Annotated in this window: 16 protein-coding genes; 4 read left to right on the top strand and 12 right to left on the bottom strand. The window is 56.3% G+C overall.

Annotation, left to right across the window (positions count from 1 at the left end):
• Positions 1-5 precede the first annotated feature (5 nt).
• Positions 6-4898 (bottom strand): alpha-2-macroglobulin family protein, encoded by a 4893-nt coding sequence (locus ACTJKZ_RS00400; protein WP_440829076.1) that lies wholly within the window; start codon positions 4896-4898, stop codon positions 6-8.
• Positions 4899-5044: 146 nt separating this feature from the next.
• Here ACTJKZ_RS00400 and sseA point away from each other — a divergent pair, with 146 nt between their 5' ends.
• A complete protein-coding gene (gene sseA, locus ACTJKZ_RS00395; RefSeq protein ID WP_222925126.1) occupies positions 5045-5887 on the top strand; it encodes a 3-mercaptopyruvate sulfurtransferase in 843 nt (280 codons plus the stop codon).
• Between the two features lie 297 nt (positions 5888-6184).
• Here sseA and sseB read toward each other — a convergent pair whose 3' ends face one another.
• From sseB to trmJ, 5 genes are all read right to left on the bottom strand, one after another.
• Entirely contained in the window at positions 6185-6949 is a 765-nt protein-coding gene (sseB, locus tag ACTJKZ_RS00390) for an enhanced serine sensitivity protein SseB (protein WP_253419663.1), read from the bottom strand.
• A 46-nt stretch (positions 6950-6995) separates the two neighbouring features.
• Positions 6996-8282, bottom strand: coding sequence for an aminopeptidase PepB (gene pepB, locus ACTJKZ_RS00385; RefSeq protein ID WP_161734359.1), 1287 nt, complete (start codon positions 8280-8282; stop codon positions 6996-6998).
• Positions 8283-8441: 159 nt separating this feature from the next.
• On the bottom strand, positions 8442-9602 hold the full coding sequence (locus tag ACTJKZ_RS00380; RefSeq protein WP_222925124.1) for an IscS subfamily cysteine desulfurase: 1161 nt from the start codon (positions 9600-9602) through the stop codon (positions 8442-8444).
• Positions 9603-9690: 88 nt separating this feature from the next.
• On the bottom strand, positions 9691-10188 hold the full coding sequence (gene iscR, locus ACTJKZ_RS00375) for a Fe-S cluster assembly transcriptional regulator IscR (protein ID WP_013358736.1): 498 nt from the start codon (positions 10186-10188) through the stop codon (positions 9691-9693).
• A gap of 130 nt (positions 10189-10318) precedes the next feature.
• Positions 10319-11071 carry a tRNA (cytosine(32)/uridine(32)-2'-O)-methyltransferase TrmJ gene (gene trmJ, locus ACTJKZ_RS00370; RefSeq protein WP_161734363.1) on the bottom strand — a complete coding sequence of 251 codons (753 nt, stop codon included), beginning with the start codon at positions 11069-11071 and terminating at the stop codon, positions 10319-10321.
• 132 nt (positions 11072-11203) lie between these two features.
• Here trmJ and suhB point away from each other — a divergent pair, with 132 nt between their 5' ends.
• Positions 11204-12007, top strand: coding sequence for an inositol-1-monophosphatase (gene suhB / locus ACTJKZ_RS00365; RefSeq protein ID WP_013358738.1), 804 nt, complete (start codon positions 11204-11206; stop codon positions 12005-12007).
• 63 nt (positions 12008-12070) lie between these two features.
• Here the strand turns inward: suhB and ACTJKZ_RS00360 are convergent, their stop codons facing one another.
• The 3 genes from ACTJKZ_RS00360 to ACTJKZ_RS00350 form a co-directional block, all read right to left on the bottom strand.
• Complete coding sequence (locus ACTJKZ_RS00360; RefSeq protein ID WP_222925122.1) at positions 12071-13084, bottom strand: TIGR04086 family membrane protein; 1014 nt, start codon at positions 13082-13084, stop codon at positions 12071-12073.
• A gap of 204 nt (positions 13085-13288) precedes the next feature.
• Positions 13289-14269, bottom strand: coding sequence for a nickel/cobalt transporter (locus tag ACTJKZ_RS00355; protein ID WP_161734367.1), 981 nt, complete (start codon positions 14267-14269; stop codon positions 13289-13291).
• A complete protein-coding gene (locus tag ACTJKZ_RS00350) occupies positions 14260-14886 on the bottom strand; it encodes a DUF1007 family protein (RefSeq protein ID WP_161734369.1) in 627 nt (208 codons plus the stop codon). The genes ACTJKZ_RS00355 and ACTJKZ_RS00350 overlap by 10 nt, the downstream gene beginning before the upstream one ends.
• Positions 14887-15041: 155 nt before the next feature.
• Here ACTJKZ_RS00350 and csiE point away from each other — a divergent pair, with 155 nt between their 5' ends.
• Positions 15042-16310: a stationary phase inducible protein CsiE gene (csiE, locus tag ACTJKZ_RS00345; protein ID WP_440829075.1), complete on the top strand. Its 1269-nt coding sequence runs from the start codon at positions 15042-15044 to the stop codon at positions 16308-16310.
• On the opposite strand, the gene ACTJKZ_RS00340 is transcribed toward csiE, so the two are convergent.
• Complete coding sequence (locus ACTJKZ_RS00340; protein ID WP_161734374.1) at positions 16292-17440, bottom strand: 3-phenylpropionate MFS transporter; 1149 nt, start codon at positions 17438-17440, stop codon at positions 16292-16294. The two genes, csiE and ACTJKZ_RS00340, sit on opposite strands and share 19 nt — an antisense overlap.
• Positions 17441-17568: 128 nt before the next feature.
• Positions 17569-18822: a serine hydroxymethyltransferase gene (gene glyA, locus ACTJKZ_RS00335; protein WP_161734376.1), complete on the bottom strand. Its 1254-nt coding sequence runs from the start codon at positions 18820-18822 to the stop codon at positions 17569-17571.
• Positions 18823-19147: 325 nt separating this feature from the next.
• On the opposite strand from glyA, the gene hmpA reads away from it, so the two are divergent.
• Entirely contained in the window at positions 19148-20332 is a 1185-nt protein-coding gene (gene hmpA, locus ACTJKZ_RS00330; RefSeq protein WP_440829074.1) for an NO-inducible flavohemoprotein, read from the top strand.
• Between the two features lie 435 nt (positions 20333-20767).
• On the opposite strand, the gene glnB is transcribed toward hmpA, so the two are convergent.
• Positions 20768-21106 carry a nitrogen regulatory protein P-II gene (gene glnB / locus ACTJKZ_RS00325; RefSeq protein WP_003848647.1) on the bottom strand — a complete coding sequence of 113 codons (339 nt, stop codon included), beginning with the start codon at positions 21104-21106 and terminating at the stop codon, positions 20768-20770.
• Between the last annotated feature and the right edge of the window lie 135 nt (positions 21107-21241).

Here is a 21241-nt window from a genome sequence, read left to right as displayed (position 1 = left end):
GTCACTTACTGAATATGCAACTGCGACGGCGTGCTGCCGGTGGCGCGCCACTCCGGCACATACATCGACTCCACCTGTGGAGGCGGCACCAGGAAGCGACCCGGCGTGACCGCCCGCGCCAGATAGACCAGCGTTGCGGGACGATAAGTATCCACCGCCAGTGCCGCGACAAAGCGATCGTCGCGGAACTCAATGTGTTTAATGTCGGCCTGCTGCATGTCGCCCATGCTCTCCTTCAGCGCATCCGCACTGTCACCGAGGCTGGCGCTGCTGTCGGCCAGATTCTGGTTTTCCAGCTCCAGACCGGCAGGCAGCAGATCCACCACCAGCGCATCATTGATGCTGCGCTTTGACGAAACGGTCAGACGCACTACCAGCAACTCCCCGCTGCGCAGATTACTGAGATCGGCGGCTTTGCCATCCAGGGTGAAGTATTCACGTTTTATCCCGAGCACATTGCTCTCCGGCTGTGGGGCGGTCAGCGGATAGCCTGTCACATCCAGACGACCATACAGCGGTGCACTGCCCGGGTTACGGATGGCTAAGCCCTGCAACAGGCGTTCAGCCGCCAGCCCTTTATTCAGTGGCGCATCGCCCTGCAGAGGTTCAGGATTGCCCGATAATAGCGCCTGCCAGCTTCCGCCCTGTGCACGTTGCAGAGTGTGTGCTGCCAGATAAAGTGCATTATTTTCCTGCGTCGAGAACCAGCGTTTGCCGTTGACCTCTTTGGACAGGGACAGCAGCAGACTATTTTGCAAATCCGGCTGCAGCTTATTTTCTGCTAACAGGGCAATCATCATCCCCTGATCGCGCACCGTGCTACCGTAGTCGCCATACCACTCGTTGTCTGAACGCGTCAGCGTAGCTCCCTGCATGATCGCCTGCTGTGCACGCTGTCCGTCACCCATCAGCTTCAGCGCTACACCAAGCTGCATCAGCGCCAGGCCGGAACGAGCTTTCTCTCGTTTTTCATACAATGCACGCAGCGCACCCAGTGGCGCACGCTGCTGACGCGCCAGCACGAGTCCGGCGTAAGCCTGTACGCTGAACTGCAGCGCGGCATTGTTATCACCGCCGCCGCTTATCTGCGAGGGATCCTGCAGATAGCGCAGCAGCCGTGCATTAGCGCGCTCCACCACATTATCCGGCAGCGCATAGCCCACCTCGCTGGCGCGAAGCAGGAAGTCCGTCACGTAAGGTGTCAGCCAGAACTCCTCTTCACCTTGTTTATCCCACAGCCCGAAGCTGCCGTTAGCGCGCTGCATCCCGGCCAGACGGGCAATACCGGTGTCGACGGCGGCCCGTCGTGCTTCATCGCTGCTGGTTTTAATGCCCATCGCGGTCAGCTCAGCATGACTGGTATAGAGCGAAGGCCAGAGCCCGCTGGTAGTCTGCTCCAGACAGCCGTAGGGATAGGCATAAAGCGCACTGATATAGCTGGCGATATTCAGCGGCGGACGATTGCTCAGCGTCAGCTGTCCGCTCAGGGTTTGTGCATCCAGCCCCGTAAGCGCCGCCGCCGCGACCTCCCAGGGCTGATCGGGGCTGATCACGGCATCAAAGTTCAGCGTCTGCGCCGGATAAGGCGGTCTGACGCCAATTTTCCACTGCTGTCTGCCGGGCTTAACCTGCTCACCCGGCAGGTTCAGACCGGAAATCTGTACGGTGATCTCGCCATCACCAAAACCCGTTTTCGCCGTGACCGGAATCTGCAACGTGCTGCGTGCACCTTTAGCCAGCGTGACGCTCTGGCTGGCAGCACCGGCCAGATCCACCAGGCCACTGCTGGAGAGATCCACCTTCAGGGTTTGCGGCAGATCGGTCAGGTTAGTGAGATCCAGCGCCAGAGATGCCGAGTCACCGCTGGCCAGGAAGCGCGGGGTGGCCAGTTCGCTGATCAGCGGCGCCGCAACCACCAGTTTGCGTTCGGCCGCGCCGAAGCTGTCATCGCTCCATGCCTGGGTCATCAGTCGCAGTTCGCCGTTAAACGCCGGGATCGGCAGCGTAATCGATCCGTTGCCCTCTTTATCCAGCGTCACCGCCTGTAACTGCTGTGCGACGATATTGACGTGCGTCACCGGTTTTTTACCGCCGCGCGTCATCGATTCATCCTCGCCATCACCACCAAAACGCAGTGCCGCAAGCCGGCCGCCGCCTTCGATCAACTGACCAAAGACGTCATACTGATCGACGTTGTAGCGTTTACGGCCAAAGAAAGCCTGCCACGGATCGGGGGTTTTATAATCCGTCACGCTCAGTACACCACTGTCCACCGCGGACAGCAGCACATTCACTTTTTCTGGTAGCGGACCGCCGTCACGACTGGCGTGAATGTTGACCGTCAGGCGTTGCTCCGGGCGAATTTTATCGGGTGCCGCAAGCGTCAGGTTTAAGCGACGTGCTTCAGTCGCCATCGGCAGGTGCAATAGCCCTACCGCGCGTTTGGGTGTTGCGCCGCTGACCTTATCGCCGTCACGCACCACAATAGCGCTGAAGTAGAGATCGTGCCGCTGCCAGCTCTCAGCCACCGGCACATCCACCGTTGTGCCGCCCTTAGGTACGGTCAGCGGCTGCCACCAGAGCGTGCCGCTGCTCGACTCCACCATCAGGTAGCCTTTACCGGCCGCCGGTGATTCGACCTGCAGGTGCACGGTATCGCCCGGCTGGTAAGCGGCTTTGTCCAGCTTCAGTCTGACCTGATCGGGACGCAATGCACCTGTGCCGTTGGTGTTATCCTGCCAGTCATAACCCGCCTGGAACCGGACGCTGCTGACGATCTTCTCGCCCGCCTGCACTTCCAGCCGGTAGTGGCCCCACTCGACCGGGAAGCTGACTTTGGTGCTGCCATCAGCCGGGATAGAGATGGCGCGTTCATCTTCCTGCAGATCCTTGTCGCTATACTGCGACTGCCAGCCTTCGCTGTCAGAGAAGCTCCAGTAGTAATCGCGGCGCTCACGGATCAGGCGCACATCCAGCTTGTCCGCTGCCAGTTTTTTGCCCTGACTGTTGGCATAAACAATGTCGAATTCGGCCAGGCTCTGTTCCGGCACGGTAGGCTCATCGTGATAGCTGTCACTGCGGTAGTCATAAACCGCCTTGTTACCAAACAGCGGCCGGATACCCGGCAGGGCGTCAGCGGGCCAGATGGCCTGGGTGGCACGACGGGTGATCGGACGTCCGCCGGTCTCCAGCAGGCTGGCCTGCAGGATCAGGTTAAGCGGGGAGTGCAGCTGATCCCACTGATTTTCTACCGTGAGTTGTGCTTTACCGCTGGCATCGAGCTTGAGGTCCACCTCATCCAGCGTGCGCTTTAATCCCTCTTCGGTGATGTCACCAAACTGGTAGCCTGGCAGTGCAGTCACCGCCTCGCGTGCCGGTCGCAGATAGAGTTGACCCTGTAGCGTGTTACCTGCTGCTGGGGCGCCATAGAGATAGCGCCCCTCAATACCGAATTCAACACTGGCATCAGCGGCCTGTGGCTGAGGGTCATTTTTCAGGGTTAACGCCATACGCTCCGGCAGAAAATCTTCGACGTGAAACTTCCACTCGCGCTTGAGGTTATCGCCGGTATTCAGTCGCAGCATCCAGTCGCCGGTCATGGCCGACGCGGGCAGCGCCAGTCGCTGCTGGTAGAATCCCGCTTCAGACTGCCAGACAAAGGTCCGCATCACCTGGCCGTCAGGCTGCACCAGCTCCGCTTTGATCGGCTGGGCGGGCAACGGATGTCCGTCGGCATCGCGCAGCAGCGCATTGACGATGACGATTTCGCCGGGCCGGTAGATATCACGTGGGCCAAAGACAAACAGCTGTTTGTCATAGCCCTGCGGTCCGGCAACCGGAAACTCAGCGAGATCCAGCGCCGGACGCGCCAGGTCGATCATCGAGGTCTGTTCACCCTGCACGGCCAGCAGGAGCTTACCTTTTTCATCCGCTTTCAGGCGCAGATGACCGGTGCTGTCACTGGTGCCGCTCTGCAGAACCTGCCCTTTCTCATCCAGCAATCTGACGCTGACGCCGGAAAGTGGCTGGCCGCTTGCCAGACTCTGGGCAAAGAGTTCAAACTGAGCCGGGAAGCGGTGCAGTGACAGGCCAATATCGCTCAGGGTGAAAAGCGTGGCGGGCTGGCTGTAGTGATAAGTCCCGGCCTGCTTCATGACGGCCAGATAGACGCCGGGCTGCTGAAGCACCTTGATGTCACTCATCGGCAGTTGCAGTTTTTCACGCGTGTTTCGCGCCGGGTTGAGCTCAAAGCGTCCGCTATAAACCAGCTGGCTGCTTTTCAGCAGCTCCTGCGACTGCCAGCTTGAGAGGTTGTTGCCGTAATTCCACTGCGAGAGAAATTCCGCCAGGCCGGCATTCTTTATCCGGAAGAAATCGACATCGACCTGGTCAACATTCAGCGCCAGCACCGGCAATCCCTGGGTGATACGCAGCGGCAGCAGTGAACCGCGACTGGCAAAGCCCACCATCGGCTGGATATCACGGGTGGCGATTTTCTGACTGTAATCGGCGGCAAGCGTCTCACCGCTGGCCGCACGCAGTCCCGCATCCACCGTGACGGTGAAGTGGCGCGACGGCTCGGGATGGCGGAAGCGCAACGTTTTACGATTAGCGGCAAGTTCCCAGCCGCCATCCACCCGGCCCTGTTTATCGTCGGTCAGCCTGACTTTCTGCGTGATGTCCTGTTTGTCATCCAGTGGCTGGCTGAAGGTTAAGACCAGCGCAGCGGCACCGTCGATCTGCAGTTCCGAAAGATCGATAATCGTCAGCGGTTTGCTGACCTGGGCGGTTGCGGGTACCTCTGCCGCCTGGAGAGGCAAAACAGGTAACAGGGTCGCTGACAGTAGCGAGCCACCGATCAGCATACTGAGCAGCAGCCGGGTAGTGCGTTTCTTCATGGTAGTTCCTTCACCGGGACGCAGGGAGTGTCGTTTAATTACGCTGCGCAATTTCATATCAATGCTCGCATTTAATCAACGCTTCTCTTGAGATGGCGCGCACATTCCCTGACACTGGTATGACAGATTGCTGAGATGAGGTTGTTATGACAACGCCACTGATTGTGTCCGCCGACTGGTTACAAGAGCACTACAATGATGAGCGGCTTCAGGTGCTGGATGCACGTCTGTTGCCACCCGGGATGGAAGCGGTTCGCGATGTTCAGGCTGAATATCTGGCGGGTCATCTACCCGACGCCCCTTACTTTGATATTGAAGCGCTTTCCGATCACACCAGCCCTTATCCGCATATGCTGCCACGTGCCGAGACCTTTGCCGTCGCGATGCGCGAGCTGGGCATCAGCAGTGATAAGCATCTGGTGGTCTATGACGAGGGCAACCTCTTTTCCGCGCCACGCGCCTGGTGGATGCTCAAAACCTTTGGCGTGGCGCAGGTGTCAATTCTGGCCGGTGGTTTGCAGGGCTGGAAAGAAGCCGGTTTTGCGCTCGCAACTGGCAACGTGAATCTCCCGGAAGGTGAGTTTGAAGCGCACGCGGATGAAAGCCGGGTTAAACGCCTGACGGACGTGCTGCTGATCAGTCATGAAGGCGGCGCACAGATTGTTGATGCGCGTGCCGCTAATCGTTTTAACGCTGAAGTGGACGAACCGCGTCCCGGCCTGCATCGCGGACATATTCCCAACAGCCTGAATGTGCCGTGGAATACGCTGGTTGAGCAGGGAAAACTTAAGCCGGAAGCGGAGCTGCGCAGGCTGTTTGCCGACGCGGGCGTTGATATTACCCAACCGGTGGTCGCCAGCTGTGGCTCAGGCGTAACGGCGGTGGTATTGATTCTGGCGCTGACGGCGCTGGGCGCTCGGGATGTCACGCTGTATGACGGATCCTGGGGCGAATGGGGCAGTCGTGACGACTTACCGATTGCAAAATAATAAACAGGCGGCTGATAAGCCGCCTGTTTATTGATAATGCCTGGTTCGTTCTGCTGTAATACCGACGTTGCACAGGAAACAGAGTCAGATCGGAAAGTCGCTTAAGCCAATCCATGGCCGCTCTGCCCGCGCGTCGTTGTTCAAAAACGCCTGGCGTTTTTGTCCATGGCGCGGGACGCTTTCCTCTTCTGGCCCTGCTCTCTGCGCGTTAAGCTTATTCGTTGCGGCCAGATTCCCCTGATGCGGGATTATCAACTGTCTGAGGCGGCCCATGAGCCGCCTGTTCTTTTAAGTGAATCAGATAATCCGCTCACTGCCCTTGAAGTCGCGCAGGAAGCTGCCCCAGCGACGCTCATAAAATGGCGGGATGTGGGCGGTGAAGAAGTGGCTGATGCCACGGTCGTGCAGCGTGACTTCACAGATATCAATCGGTGCATCGTCCGGCAGCGTGTCCGTTGCCACACTGCCCGCCGCCTGAATAATCGCCTCAATGTTGCTGTCAGCTTCAATACCAATCAACAGATTGGGCGCTTCATCAGCCCGCTCACGAATACTGGCGACAAATGCCCGGCGCACCTGTTTATGCTTACTGAACAACTGCGTCAGCGAATCGATCATCTGCGCAGGTGGCTCGGCCACTTCAGACAAGAGCAGGGACTGTCCGCCTTCCAGCACGGTTTGCTGGCTTAGCGCACTGCCCTCCTCAGCCAGCAGATGGGTGATCTCGGCTGCAGTAAACTCTTTACCGGAAGGCAGTTTGGGATTGAGAAACAGCGTCTCGCCGCGTGTGATCTCAAACAGCGTCCGGACCGGCAGACGCAGCCAGGATTGCTCACCGCTCACCGCTTCACTCATCGCCTCTTCAGACGTGAAAAAAGGAATGATGCTGCTGCCATCCTCTTTTTCCCAGTGCTGCAGATCAACGGGCGTGCTGGCATCAAGCTGTTGCGTGGTGCTTTCGCCTGGAACAAAGACATCAGACTCCAGCAGCAGTTGGAAAAATTCGGGCCGATGGGCAGGCTCGGTGGCTGCCAGCTTCAGCACCTCTTCAAGACGGTTCATAGTTTCCCTCTGAACAGCGGCGGCATCCGCCACCGCTGAGCCTTACTTATTTCAGTAACAGATTGGCGATGGTACGCACGCCAAGACCTGTAGCACCCGCCGCCCATTGATCAACCGCGCCCTTGCGATAGGTCGCGGAGCAGTCGATGTGCAGCCAGCCCTGCTGATAGTTGCTCACGAAATGGGACAGGAACGCTGCCGCACTGCTGGCTCCTGCCGCATGAGACGGGCTGGCGATGTTATTGAGATCGGCGAAGTTAGACGGCAGATGGCTGCGGTGGAATTCAGCCAGCGGCAGACGCCAGAACGGCTCGTTCTCACTTACCGCGCTGCCCATCAGCGACTGCGCCATCACATCATCAAAGGTAAACAGCGCATGGTAGTCGTTGCCCAGCGCCGTCTTGGCCGCGCCGGTCAGCGTTGCAGCATCGATGATCAGCGTCGGGTTCTGCTCGCTGGCGTCGATTAAACCGTCGGCCAGGACAAGGCGACCTTCCGCATCGGTGTTCATAACTTCCACCGATTTGCCGTTGCGATAGCGAATGATGTCGCCCAGCTTGAAGGCGTTGCTGCTGACCATGTTATCGGCACAGCAGAGGTAGAGTTTGACGCGCTTGTTCAGACCACGCGAAATCGCCATAGCCAGTGCACCAGTAACGGTCGCCGCACCGCCCATGTCAGACTTCATCGAGTCCATAAAGCTGCTCTGCTTCAGGCTGTAGCCGCCGGTATCAAAGGTGATGCCTTTACCGACCAGACAGGCGTAAACCTGTGCATTCTCATCGCCGGTTGGGTTGTAGTCGAGCGCCAGGTAAACCGGCGGGCGATTTGAACCACGTCCCACCGTGTGCAGGCCCATATAGCCCTGAACACGCAGATCGTCGCCTTTAGTAATGCGATAGCTGACGGCGCTGCCGCCCACTTCACTAATCAGATCAACTGCCGTATGCGCCAGCTGTTCCGGCCCCAGATCTTCTGCAGGCAGGTTAATCACGTTGCGGACCCAGTCGATGATTTTCAGACGGCGATCAAACTCCGCCTGCTCATGTTCGCCCAGCGCTGGCCACTCAACCTGACGCTGACCTTTCGGGCCACGGAAGCCCTGCCAGAATGCCCAGCACTGCTCCAGGTGCCAGCCTTCGCCGGTCAGCGCCACGTGGCGGATCCCCTGGCTGTCGATTTTGTGCGCCGCACGCTGGATGGTATTCAGCGCATCCACGCCGGTGAGATGCAGCGTCATGCCGCTGTCGTTGCTGCTCAGAATCGCTTTTTCGCCCCAGCGCGCATCGGCGGGCTGGCTGCTAAGCGTAATGTTCATGGGTTGTGTGGTCATCGAAAAGCTCCGTAATCGTTATCTGTTTCGTCCAGCCTGATTGTTATGACGGCTTTAATAAGATGTTAAATGTATTTCGCAGAGACCTGATAACAGATTCCGCCGGACGTTGCCAGCGAAGCGCCCATATTGGCGCAGTTTCCGGACTATGACCGGGTATCAGGATTTCATTAAGGCCCGCAGCCGGGTCACCGACTTCTGCACCAGGGCAATGGCGTAGTCGATCTCTTCCTCGGTCGTGAAGCGTCCCAGCGAGAAGCGCAGCGAACTGTGCGCCAGCTCCTCACTTACGCCCAGCGCGCGTAAAACATAGGAAGGCTCCAGGCTGGCAGAGGTACAGGCCGAGCCGGAAGAGAGGGCCAGATCTTTCAGCGCCATGATCAGGGATTCACCCTCAACGTCAGCGAAACTGATATTAAGAATGTTCGGCGCACGCTGATGCGGGTCGCCATTGAGGGTAATGTCCGGCAATACGCTGATACCCTGCCACAGACGATCGCGCAGCGCCTGCAGACGCGCCATCTCGGTTTCGCGCTCTTCTGCCGCGATACGATAGGCCTCGCCCATGCCGACAATCTGATGCACCGGCAGGGTGCCGGAGCGCATCCCGCGTTCATGTCCGCCGCCGTGGATCTGCGCAGCGATTAGTACGCGCGGTTTACGCCGCACATAGAGCGCGCCAATGCCTTTCGGTCCATAGAGTTTGTGAGCTGAAAAGGACATTAAATCGATCGGTAACTGGCTGAGATCGATGGGCAACTTACCGATGCTCTGGGTCGCATCGACATGGAACAGAATCTCACGTTCGCGGCAGAGTTCGCCAAAGGCGGCAATATCCTGAATCACCCCGGTTTCATTATTCACGTGCATCAGAGTGACTAAAATGGTGTCGTCGCGTAGCGCCGCACGCAGCTGGTCAGGCGTGATAATGCCGTTTGCCGCCGGCGCCAGATACGTGACATCAAAACCTTCGCGCTCCAGCTGCTGACAGCTGTCGAGCACCGCTTTGTGTTCCGTCTGGCTGGTGATGATATGTTTGCCGCGCGCCTGATGGGCATGGGCTGCGCCTTTAATCGCGAGGTTATCGGATTCGGTGGCGCCAGAGGTAAAGACGATTTCGCGCGGATCGGCGTTGACCAGTTCGGCGATCTGATTGCGGGCAACATCGACCGCTTCTTCAGACTGCCAGCCAAAACGGTGCGATCGCGAAGCCGGATTACCGAACGTGCCATCCAGCGTCAGAAACTGCATCATTTTGCTGGCCACACGCGGATCGGCCGGCGTGGTGGCGGCATAATCCAGGTAAATCGGTAATTTCATTGCGCTACAGCTCCGTATTGAAAATCATACGTCTTTATAGCAGATTCGGCCCTGACCGCGTTAGCAGTAAGGGCCGCAATAGCGGGGACTACGAGGCGCGCTGGTTGACGTTAATTTCCTGCGAACGCGGGCTCTGGAAGCGGCGATTATCGATCGCATTCTGACGATCGGCCACATCCAGAATCTCCTGATTATTCACCAGCTCAGCCAGCGTAATATTGTTCAGGAAGTCACTGATACGTACGCTCAGATCGCGCCACAGAACGTGGGTCAGACAACGCTCGCCGCCCTGGCAGCCTTCTTTGCCCTGGCATTTGGTCGCATCAACCGACTCATCAACCGCAGTAATTACCTCGCCGACAGAGATGGTGTCTGACGCTTTACCCAGCAGATAACCGCCACCCGGGCCACGAACGCTGGAAACCAGGTCGTTTTTACGCAGTCGGGAGAATAACTGCTCCAGATAGGAGAGCGAGATGCCCTGACGTTCTGAAATATCAGCCAGCGGGACCGGACCTTCATGGGAGTGAAGGGCAACGTCCAGCATTGCAGTAACGGCATAACGTCCTTTGGATGTCAGTCTCATAGCGTACAACCTCAATAGCGTCCGGTTATCGGAGGATTAGCAACAGATGCCATGAAGTCTGACATTCCCGAGTAAATTGGTCAACTATTTAACCTGGTAAATTAGTCAGGTATTTAACCAGGTAATTTACTCAACTATTATCTGCTTCTTTTTTCTCGTTTTTCCGCTTTTCAAACGACGAAAGCATACCGCGCAGGATGTTGAGTTCATCACGTTCCGGGCGGGCGCGGGTATAAAGACGACGCAGTTTGCTCATCACCTGGCCTGGATTGGCTTCGCGGATAAAGCCGCTGTTCAGCATCATCTGTTCCATATGCTGATAGAAGCGCTCAAGGTCATCCACCAGCGGATAAGGGGATTCTTCATACTTCGGTGGCGGGCTGGCCTGCTCCTGAGACTGTAACCATGCCATGCGCACTTCATAGGCGATAATCTGTACCGCCATCGCCAGATTCAGTGAGCTGTACTCCGGGTTGGCCTGAATCGCGACGTGATAGTGACACTTCTGCAACTCTTCGTTAGTCAGGCCGACACGTTCACGACCAAACACCAGTGCGACCGGTGCCTGCTGGCCCTCTTCCACGCTTTTTACGCCGCATTCACGCGCATCCAGCATCGGCCAGGGCAGCGAACGTGAACGTGCGCTGGTACCGACCACCAGACTGCATCCGGCGATGGCCTCATCCAGTGAATCAACGATTTTTGCGTCGCCGATAACGTCACTGGCACCGGCAGCCAGGGAGATCGCCTGTGAGTCGGGTTTGACCAGCGGATTAACCAGATAGAGGTTGGTTAAGCCCATGGTTTTCATGGCGCGCGCAACGGAGCCCATGTTACCGGTGTGAGAAGTCTCGACCAGTACGATACGAATATTTTGCAACATGATTAGGGATACTCAGAAACGGGTCAGTAAAATCAGTGGAGAGAATCGTAACATAAAGCAGGACATTTACCGAACACGCTGCTATACTCCGCGCCGTTTTCCCCGTTCTTTAACATCCAGCGAGAGATACCGATGCATCCCATGCTCAACATTGCCGTGCGCGCAGCGCGCAAGGCCGGAAATTTAATTGCCAAATATTATGAAACCCCGGACGCCGTCGAAGCCAGCCAGAAAGGCAGCAACGACTTCGTAACCAATGTTGACCGCGAAGCAGAACGCCTGATTATCGAAATTATTCGTAAATCTTACCCGAAACATACCATCATCACTGAAGAAAGCGGTGAACTGGCGGGCGAAGATCAGGACGTTCAATGGGTTATCGATCCGCTGGATGGCACTTCTAACTTCATCAAACGTCTGCCCCACTTTGCTGTTTCTATCGCTGTGCGCATCAAAGGCCGCACTGAAGTCGCCGTCGTTTACGATCCAATGCGCAATGAACTGTTCACCTCTTCACGTGGCCAGGGCGCTCAGCTGAATGGCTATCGTCTGCGTGGCAGCATTGCCCGCGATCTGGATGGCACCGTTCTGGCAACGGGCTTCCCGTTCAAAATGAAGCAGCACGCGCCAGCTTACATGAACATCCTGACCAAACTCTTTACACAGTGCGCTGACTTCCGTCGCACCGGCTCTGCTGCGCTGGATCTGGCCTATGTGGCTGCGGGTCGCGTAGATGGCTATTTTGAGATTGGCCTGAAGCCGTGGGATTTTGCGGCGGGTGAACTGCTGGTTCGTGAAGCGGGTGGTCTGGTCACTGACTTCACCGGTAACCACGGTTATCTGCTGTCAGGTAACCTGGTCGCGGGTAACCCGCGCGTGGTGAAAGCTATGCTGTCGAACATGCGTGATGAGCTGAGCGAAGCGTTAAAACGCTAAGTTTCATTACGGAAAAAGGCGGCTTTTCAGCCGCCTTTTTTATTGCCTGCTAATCAGTGATGATTAACGACGTTCGTGTGCCAGCACCTGACGGGGCTGAGTACGACGACCTACCATACCCATCACACCAGCCAGTGCGGCTTCGATGATCAGCAGAATCAGGGCATACCAGCTCGCTTTAGCGGTCGCAGCAGCGGCTTTTTCGCCCGCTTCACGTGCTTTCTGCTCAGCCTGCTGTTTCAGTTCATTATACTTCTGGACGGCCTGCTGATAGCTCTGCTCGGTTTTCGCAACGATCTGATCCACTTCCTCATCGCTTTTACCGGTACGCGCTTTAATGATATTTTTCAGCGCGTCACGATCGGCTGCCTGCAGAGTATCTGAATGACGATCCATTACACCTTTTACCCAGTTAGTCAGATCGGTATCCGCTGTCTGTGGATGGTTCGCGGTGTTGTTAGCCTGGTTTTCCGCATTCTGCGCTTCTTTATTTGCGTCCTGCTTCAGATTCTCTGGCTGTAATTCCGGCTTACCGGTCTGACGTAATGTGGTTTCCAGTTCGTTTTGCAGGTTGTCTAAATTAATATTATTTTCCTGCAGCTTTTCTTTTGCCATTTGAGTAACCGAAGGCGCAGCAGCGGAAATACCACTACCCAGCGCCTGGAAGCCTGAACCCACAATATTCATCGCGCCGCCTAATACGCTGGTTGCCAGCGCAATAGCCAGGTAAATAGTGAAAATTGTGCTAAGGCCAAACATCAGTAAACCGTGCAGTGCGCCTTCACGCTGTGCCAGTCGGCCGGCAACATAACTACCTGCCGCCATCGCAACCAGCATCTCAATAGCCGTCCAGACCAGCGCGCCAGTGCCAAGGCCGTCCAGCGGATTCTGTTCTTTCATCGGATCAATGGTGGTGGCCCCAATGGCTGTGCCCAGCAGCGTCAGAATGATATGAACGATTAATGCACAAATAACACCGGCAAAGACCGCGCTCCAGGAAATACGTTTTAACGGTAGTCCTGCCGGCCCGGTCGCCAGCGTTTCGGTGTAGCCATTATTAATACGGGTATCAGCCATGAAATATACTCCTCGCAATAAACAGCAAGCTGTTCTGATCTTTTATCATCCCGACGGCGGAATGCCGTTTTGGTATTAACAGCGTAGACAGGGAATAGTCATTTCACCACTAAACTGCCCCGAGAAAAAAATAAAGAGATGAATTCAGAGATAATTAGCGAGGTAAGTATAACCGCGGGAATTTTATTCCCGCTGCGTTTATAGTCAGAAAGGTCGAATTCCGCCGCCCGGCGTGAGTTGTGCTGACTGCCATAATGCGATACCCGCCACAATTAAAATCAGGCTACCGGTTAAGGCCAGCGTTGGCATTAGTAGTCGCGAGATACCTGAGACAGCACCAGGTTGTGCCAGCCGCTGCGCCACCGAACGCGCCTGCTGAACCAGCAGGCCAATCGCCGAAATGGTCAGTGCCGTGCCGACCGCCATCACGGCAGCAGAGAGAATGCCCCAGCCATAAACACCTATTACTTTGGCAAACAGCAGCATCATAATCGCGCCGGAACAGGGACGTAATCCCATTGATACCACCACCAGCAGCTGGGTTTTCCAGCTAATGTTGCCGCTCATCTGCTGCGGCGTCGGCAGATGCGCATGTCCGCAGCCACAATGTTCATCATGCTGATGGTGAGCACGGAAGGCGCGGAACACCGGAGCTGGCCGCGGACGCAATGCCCGCCACAGTGAGCGCAGCGCCCGATAGCCGATCATCACACCCAGCCCAATCACCAGCAGGTAACTGCCCTTCTCCAGCCAGAAACTGCTGAGATGCAGCTGGCGCGACGAGGTTTTCAGCAGCACCAGCATCACCGTTACCAGCACAATCGCGACTGAGCCCTGCAACAGTGAGGCGAGCAGCGTCAGCCTGATACTGGTTCTGACGCGGCTCGGATGAGTCGCCAGAAAAGTCGCGATAACAACTTTGCCGTGGCCCGGCCCCAGCGCGTGCAGCACACCATATAGCAGGCTGAATATCACCAGCGACATGCCAGCCTGATGGGGCTGCTCCGCCACCTGTTGTAACAGCTGGGTCATCTGCCGGTGCAGATCTTTCTGCCACAGCACGCTCTGCAGCAAAATCTGCGACCAGTAAAGCCAGACCAGCAGCGCGCCGCCTATGAAGAGTCCCGCCAGCAACCACAGAGGCCAGAGCCGGGAAGCGCGCAGGGGCGCAGAAATTACTGACATGTCAGTACCACCGTTTGTGCGAACTGGCGGCCTAAATCCATCTCCTCTGCAGGCGCGTCGGCTTTATCCAGCGACAGCGCATACTGCTTCAGAGAGTCATTAGGTTTTGGCGTATTGAGCGCAAATTTACAGCGGGTCTGCAATGCCGGCGGCAGCGTTAACGCGCCGGGATTGTCATAGAACATATCGACGAAGTAAGTGGGATCGAAGGTCAGGATCTCAAAGCGCTGCCCGGCCAGCGTCGGGGGTTCCGCCAGCGGCAGAACAAATTCCAGTACCGCTTTGTGGCCGTTACGCGACAGATTATATTCCGTTGGCAGATTCAAAAACTTTACCCGCTGTTGGTTGTGCCAGATTTCAGAAAAGTAGTGCTGGCCCAGTACGTTCGCCATCACGCCCGCCGCCAGCTTTTTCCACACCACGCTGCCTGGCTTCGCCTCGCCCGCGTCATACAGCAGATCGGCGGAGGTGATCTCATCCATGGTCCAGGTCATCTTTAATCCGGTGAAGGTGTCACCCTGCACCACCAGTTCGGTTTTCATATCGATGAAACTGTGAGGATGGGCCAGCAGAGCCGGACTTAATACCATCAGTAAGGCAAAGAGTGCGCGTTTCATAATGTTATAAAGTAACGTTCCTGATGAAAAGAATCTATAAGTAACAAAATTTTGTGACCCGCTTTAAACCTCCGGCAAATAAACCGCGTAAACCGCGCGGGCGCTGACCGGGTTGACTACGCTTAGCTCAAAATAGTCTGCTGGAAATCTGATTGATGAGTTCTGCTACCCCTTTGGCACCACTCTTCACCCGTTCACAGCGTCAGTGCCATCTTTTATTGTTGCTGTTTCTGCCCGCACCCGTGCTTACGCTTGAAAAAATCTGCCAGCTGAATGGCATCGATCCTGCCGTTGCCCGACAGGATATCGCGGATGTAGGCCTTGAGATACAGCGATATCACCAGCTGGAATTGCATCAGATGGTGGATGGCAGCTTTCGTCTTCATGGTACAGAGTTGGACCGTCGCCTTTGTCTGCTGCACAACCTGCGACGCAGTCTGCGTTTATCGCAGGATTTTGTCTGCGAGCATTTTGCTGCGCCCCTGCGCCAGCGCCTGAAGGTCATGAAGATTGAGAAAGCGTTGTGGGATGAGACCAATTTACAGGCGCTGATTCAGCATTGCAGCCTGCGTCTGAAGCGTGATTTCAGCGAACGCGACCGGCTTTTTCTGCAGATATTTATGAAGTATGGCTTGTGCCAGCGTCAGCCGGTGCTGTTCAGTGAGGCGCAGTCCCTCTGGCTGCAGCAGAAGCCTGAGCGGCAGGCCGCCGAAGATGTGATACATCACTGGCGAAAACGCTGCCATCTTGCCCCGCATGTCAGTGAAACCGACTTCTGGACGCTGCTGTTTAGCCAGATTCATACGCCGGTCGTGGACGCGGTTGCACATCCTGCTGAACAGCAGTTGATGAACGCGACGCAGCAACTGATCAATGACTTTGAAGCCTGTGCCGAAATCACCTTTGCTGACCGCGACGAACTGCTGCACCAGCTCTATCCGCATCTGGCGCAGGCACTCGATCGCACTCACTTTACTATCGGTATCGACAATTGCGTGGCACTGGATGTCAGCCGACTCTATCCTCGCCTGCTGCGTACGACTCAGCAGGCCCTGCAGGCTTTTGAGCAGCACTACGACATTACTTTTACGCCGGAAGAGGTGAGTTTAGTCACCATTATTTTTGGTGCCTGGCTGATGCAGGAGAGTGCGCTGCAGGAGAAGCAGGTCCTGATACTGACCGGCGACGATGCCGACCTGGAGCAGGATGTGGAACAGCAGATCCGGGAGATCACGCTGCTGCCGATCAATATTTCTTATCTGGATGTGAAGCAGTTTCAGCGGGATGGCGCGCCACGGGACACCGACATCATTATCTCGCCCTACCCGACCTCGCTGCCCTTGTTCTCACCGCCGCTGGTGCATGCTGAACTGCCGCTGACGCTGCATCATCAGCAGCGCATTCGTTATTTACTGGAGTCGTAGCCGGGACGCAGAAACAGTGCGGGCAGGGCTACCAGTGCCATCACCCAGAAAAGATGCCCCTGCAGATGCGCGAACAGCACGCCGCAGATCATGGTCATTATCGCAATACCCCCGCCCATCGCCAGCGCGGAATAGAGTGACTGCAGCCGGATCACTTCCGCTCCCTGCCGCGCCGCGATAAAGCGCATCGCCGCCAGATGACAGACGGTGAAACTGCCACAGTGAAGGATTTGCGCCACAATCAGCAGCGGCAGCGCGGTGCTGGCTCCCAGCAGGCCCCAGCGAATGAGCGCGCAGATGCCTGAAAGCAGCAGCAGGTCACGCGCGCGCCAGCGGCGGAACAGGCGGTTGCTCAGAGCGAACACGATAATTTCCGCTACCACGCCCAGCGACCAGAGATAACCCACCGTTGAGGCGGAGTAGCCGCTCTCCTGCCACCAGATAGCACTGAAGCCGTAATAGGCAGCATGCGCGCCCTGCAGCAGCGTCACGCAGAGCATAAATCGCCATACAGCATTTTCACGCAGCAAATCACGCCATTCCTGCCAGCCGCCGCCTGCAGCACCCTGACGCTCATGACCCTGTGGCTGGGTGGCTGGTCTCAGCATCATGCCAGCGAGCATGGCGATGACACCGACGGAAAGCAGCAGCAGAATGGCCTGAGAGGAGTAAGCACTGACCAGCACGCCGGTTAACGCCGAGCTGATTACAAAGGCCAGCGATCCCCACAGTCGCACCGGCCCGTACGCCAGCCCAATCTGCTGTGTCCAGGTAGCAGCCAGCGCATCGCTGAGCGGCACCAGCGGCGAGAAGAAGAGGTTGAAGCCGATCATCACAGTCAGCAGCCACATCCACTGCTCACCCACCCAGAAACCGGCAGCAAACAGAGAGGTCATCAGCGCCAGCAGACGCAGCGCCGTAATTAACCGGCCGGGATTCTTAACCTGCGAGGCAATAAGCAGACTACCGACGAAGCGCGCAACCATACCACAGCCGAGCAGCAGGCCAATCTTCTCAGCATCCAGACCGGTGCCTTTCAGCCACACGCCCCAGAATGGCAGATAGATGCCGTAACAGAAGAAGTAAGTGAAGTAGCCCAATCCGAGCCATCTGGCGGAGCCGATTGCCATATTCCCTCCAGCAGGTTTGCTGCTTCGCAGCATAAGTGGGCGCTACTCTGGCAGAGCCCTGCGGCACAGGCAATAAAAAAGGATGGCAGATGCCATCCTTTTTATGCTGTCTCACAACAGGTTAGCGATTAAGCGTAGACCGGCAGACGGCTGCAGATATCCAGCACTTTCTTCTTGGTGCGCTCAATGGTCGCTTCGTCATTGATGTTATCCAGCACATCGGCGATCCAGCCAGCCAGCTCACGTACGTCTGCCTCTTTGAAGCCACGACGGGTAACCGCTGGTGTACCGATACGGATACCAGACGTCACAAACGGGCTTTTCGGATCGTTTGGCACGCTGTTCTTGTTAACCGTGATGTTGGCACGGCCCAGCGCCGCATCGGCTTCTTTACCGGTCAGGTTCTTGCTCACCAGATCAATCAGGAACAGATGGTTATGCGTGCCGCCAGACACGATGTCATAGCCACGCTCGATCAGCACTTCTACCATCGCTTTGGCGTTTTTTGCCACCTGCTGCTGGTAGGTTTTGAACTCCGGCTCCATCGCCTCTTTGAAGGCAACCGCTTTACCGGCGATAACGTGCATCAGTGGACCACCCTGACCGCCAGGGAAGACAGCAGAGTTCAGTTTCTTATAGAAATCTTCATCACCGTTTTTCGCCAGAATGATGCCGCCGCGCGGACCCGCCAGCGTTTTGTGGGTGGTGGAGGTCACGATGTGCGCATGCGGGATCGGACTTGGGTAAACGTCAGCAGCAATCAGTCCAGCAACGTGTGCCATATCGACAAACAGCCAGGCTCCCACGCTGTCTGCGATTTCGCGCATTTTCGCCCAGTCACAGACGCCGGAGTACGCCGAGAATCCGCCTACGATCATTTTTGGCTTGTGGGTTTTCGCCAGTTCAGCCAGTTCGTCGTAATCGATTTTACCGGTCTCATCGATACCGTAAGCCACCACGTTATAGAGTTTGCCCGACAGGTTAACCGGTGAGCCGTGAGTCAGGTGCCCACCGTGCGCCAGGTTCATCCCCAGAATAGTATCGCCCGGCTGCAGCAGCGCGGTGTAAACCGCAAAATTAGCCTGTGAACCTGAGTGTGGCTGCACGTTAGCGTAATCGGCACCAAACAGTTCTTTTGCGCGATCGATCGCCAGCTGCTCAACGATATCAACGTACTCACAGCCGCCGTAGTAGCGTTTGCCCGGATAGCCTTCAGCGTATTTATTGGTGAGCTGAGAACCCTGTGCCTGCATAACACGCGGGCTGGTGTAGTTTTCAGAAGCAATCAGTTCAATGTGCTCTTCCTGACGCACTGTCTCCTGCTCCATCGCCTGCCACAACTCGGCATCGTAATCGGCAATGTTCATATCACGCTTTAACATCCGGATCTCCTGACTCAGCTAACTTTCTGACGGTATTTACCCCCCTTCAGGGGCGAAGGCCCACAGTGTAAACCGTTTTAACAGGTGAAGGTAGGGTGAGCTGCCTCTTTTTACGCAAACGATTGGCTGGCTGCTGGCACAGCATTTTTACACCTTTTTACCCTGTTCAGACGCCACGTTTTTTCTTCAGGCTGTGCCGAAGGCTTTCTTGATGCACTAAAAAGTTGCCACTCAGACAACCAGAAAATTCATTGGATTATTTACACCGCAGACGAAGTGGCTATAAGATGCATTTAAAATACATGTTTAATAAGAGGCCGCCTTTATGCTTGATGCACACGCCATCGCCACCGTTAAATCGACCCTGCCTGCCATCGCCGCCTGCGGTCCAAAGCTTACCGCCCACTTCTATGACCGCATGCTGTCGCACCATCCGGAACTTAAAAACGTCTTCAATATGAATAACCAGCGTAATGGCGATCAGCGGGAAGCCCTGTTCAACGCCATCTGCGCCTATGGCGCAAACCTGGAGAATCTGGCCGTGCTGCTGCCTGCGGTGGAAAAGATTGCGCAGAAACATACCAGCCTGAATATCCAGCCTGCACAGTACGCCATCGTCGGTGAAAATCTGCTGGCAACCATTAAAGAACTGTTGGATCCGGGCGAAGAGGCGCTGGCGGCATGGGGCCAGGCTTACGGCGTGCTGGCAGAGGTATTCATCAATCGCGAAGAGGAAATTTATCAGGCCACAGAGCAGCAAACCGGCGGCTGGCGTGGCACCCGGGCGTTTCGCATCAGTGCGATTGAGCAGCAGAGCGAGGTGATTAAAAGCTTTACCTTCACGCCGGTGGATGGCGGCCCGGTTGCCGCCTTTAAGCCCGGTCAGTATCTGACAGTCCACCTGCAGCCTGCCAGCTTCGAACATCACCAGATTCGTCAGTACTCGCTGACACATCTCAGCAACGGCAAAGAGTATCGCATCGCGGTGAAACGAGAAGCACAGGGCACCGTCTCCGGCTGGCTGCATCAGAATGGCAAGGTGGGTGATGAGCTGATGCTCGCCGCACCGCACGGCGACTTCTTCCTTGAGGTCAACCCTGTCACGCCTGTGGCGCTGATTTCTGCAGGCGTGGGTCAGACGCCGATGCTGGCGATGCTCCATGCGCTGGCAGCAAGCCAGCACCGCGCGCCGGTCAGCTGGCTGCATGCCGCAGAGAACGGCAAACAGCATGCATTTGGCCCGGAAGTGATAGCTACGGGCGCACAGCTCACCGATTTCGTCAGCGAGGTCTGGTATCGCGATCCCGCGGCTGAAGATGCCGGTCGCTATGACGCGCAGGGTCTGATGGATATCACCGCGCTTTCAGCACGCTTCACCTCACCCGACACCCACTTCTACCTTTGCGGCCCGCTGCCTTTTATGCAACATGTGGTGGCGCAACTGCGTGATGCCGGTGTGGCAGATTCACACATCCATTACGAACTCTTTGGCCCGCATAAAGGCATGTGATTGAGCGATAAAAAAGCCCGCGCTGCGGGCTTAGATTACTGGCAAACCCGATCTAAATCTGACAGCAATGAATCAGCTAAAAGCGCAGGGAATGCTCTCACCGCTAACCGTACCAGATTGAATCTGCCCAATGTGAGTCTTGCAGCAACGCATAAGCTCAAAGCGAAGGGAACACGGGCAGAAGAGGAAAGCGTCCCGCGCCATGGATGGCGGGTTTTGCGTCTTTCCGATCTGTCCGTGTTCTCTAAGCAGGCGCGATCACACAGCCAACGATTCCAGATGAGGCACTAAGGGACTGGCTTTTGCGTCTTTCCGATCTGACCGTGTTCCCAGAGCTGGCTCGATCTCAAAGCTATTCGTCCCAGGCTCCCCAGGCATAAAAAAAGCCCGCAGCGCGGGCTTCTTTATGCTGATAAAGAGCTGATAAAAAGACTATCAGATCGCCTCTTCATCCTCTTCGCCCGTACGGATACGCACTACACGCGCCACGTCAAAGACGAAAATCTTACCGTCACCGATTTTGCCGGTCTGCGCCGTGCGCATAATGGTCTCGACGCAGGTATCAACGATATCGTCGCCCACCACCATCTCGATTTTCACTTTAGGTAAGAAATCGACCATATACTCTGCGCCGCGGTACAGCTCGGTGTGCCCTTTCTGGCGACCAAAGCCCTTTACTTCACTCACGGTCATCCCGGTGATGCCCACTTCCGCTAAGGCTTCACGAACATCATCGAGTTTGAATGGTTTGATAATCGCATCAATCTTTTTCATGTCAGACCCTTTTTCACTCCCTCCATGGTCAGAGGGTTTATCAAGTATAAATGTTACTGGCGCTGTCGGGCGGTAATATCCGGGTTTCTTCAGGTTGCCGCAAGCGCTGTCAGATTGTGCTGACTGCAACCATTC

The organism is Pantoea sp. 22096 (assembly GCF_052045955.1).
GTDB lineage: Bacteria > Pseudomonadota > Gammaproteobacteria > Enterobacterales > Enterobacteriaceae > Pantoea > Pantoea alfalfae.
This window is presented reverse-complemented; position numbering and strand designations above follow the sequence as displayed.

Excerpts from the sequence above, each read along its gene's own strand:
- sseB (WP_253419663.1), bottom strand. The coding sequence starts at position 6,949 with ATGAACCGTCTTGAAGAGGTGCTGAAGCTGGCAGCCACCGAGCCTGCC.
- ACTJKZ_RS00360 (WP_222925122.1), bottom strand. The coding sequence starts at position 13,084 with ATGGCTGATACCCGTATTAATAATGGCTACACCGAAACGCTGGCGACC.
- sseA (WP_222925126.1), top strand. The coding sequence starts at position 5,045 with ATGACAACGCCACTGATTGTGTCCGCCGACTGGTTACAAGAGCACTAC.
- ACTJKZ_RS00340 (WP_161734374.1), bottom strand. The coding sequence starts at position 17,440 with ATGGCAATCGGCTCCGCCAGATGGCTCGGATTGGGCTACTTCACTTAC.
- glyA (WP_161734376.1), bottom strand. The coding sequence starts at position 18,822 with ATGTTAAAGCGTGATATGAACATTGCCGATTACGATGCCGAGTTGTGG.
- ACTJKZ_RS00350 (WP_161734369.1), bottom strand. The coding sequence starts at position 14,886 with ATGAAACGCGCACTCTTTGCCTTACTGATGGTATTAAGTCCGGCTCTG.
- iscR (WP_013358736.1), bottom strand. The coding sequence starts at position 10,188 with ATGAGACTGACATCCAAAGGACGTTATGCCGTTACTGCAATGCTGGAC.
- trmJ (WP_161734363.1), bottom strand. The coding sequence starts at position 11,071 with ATGTTGCAAAATATTCGTATCGTACTGGTCGAGACTTCTCACACCGGT.
- ACTJKZ_RS00355 (WP_161734367.1), bottom strand. The coding sequence starts at position 14,269 with ATGTCAGTAATTTCTGCGCCCCTGCGCGCTTCCCGGCTCTGGCCTCTG.
- suhB (WP_013358738.1), top strand. The coding sequence starts at position 11,204 with ATGCATCCCATGCTCAACATTGCCGTGCGCGCAGCGCGCAAGGCCGGA.
- ACTJKZ_RS00380 (WP_222925124.1), bottom strand. The coding sequence starts at position 9,602 with ATGAAATTACCGATTTACCTGGATTATGCCGCCACCACGCCGGCCGAT.
- glnB (WP_003848647.1), bottom strand. The coding sequence starts at position 21,106 with ATGAAAAAGATTGATGCGATTATCAAACCATTCAAACTCGATGATGTT.
- pepB (WP_161734359.1), bottom strand. The coding sequence starts at position 8,282 with ATGACCACACAACCCATGAACATTACGCTTAGCAGCCAGCCCGCCGAT.
- hmpA (WP_440829074.1), top strand. The coding sequence starts at position 19,148 with ATGCTTGATGCACACGCCATCGCCACCGTTAAATCGACCCTGCCTGCC.
- ACTJKZ_RS00400 (WP_440829076.1), bottom strand. The coding sequence starts at position 4,898 with ATGAAGAAACGCACTACCCGGCTGCTGCTCAGTATGCTGATCGGTGGC.
- csiE (WP_440829075.1), top strand. The coding sequence starts at position 15,042 with ATGAGTTCTGCTACCCCTTTGGCACCACTCTTCACCCGTTCACAGCGT.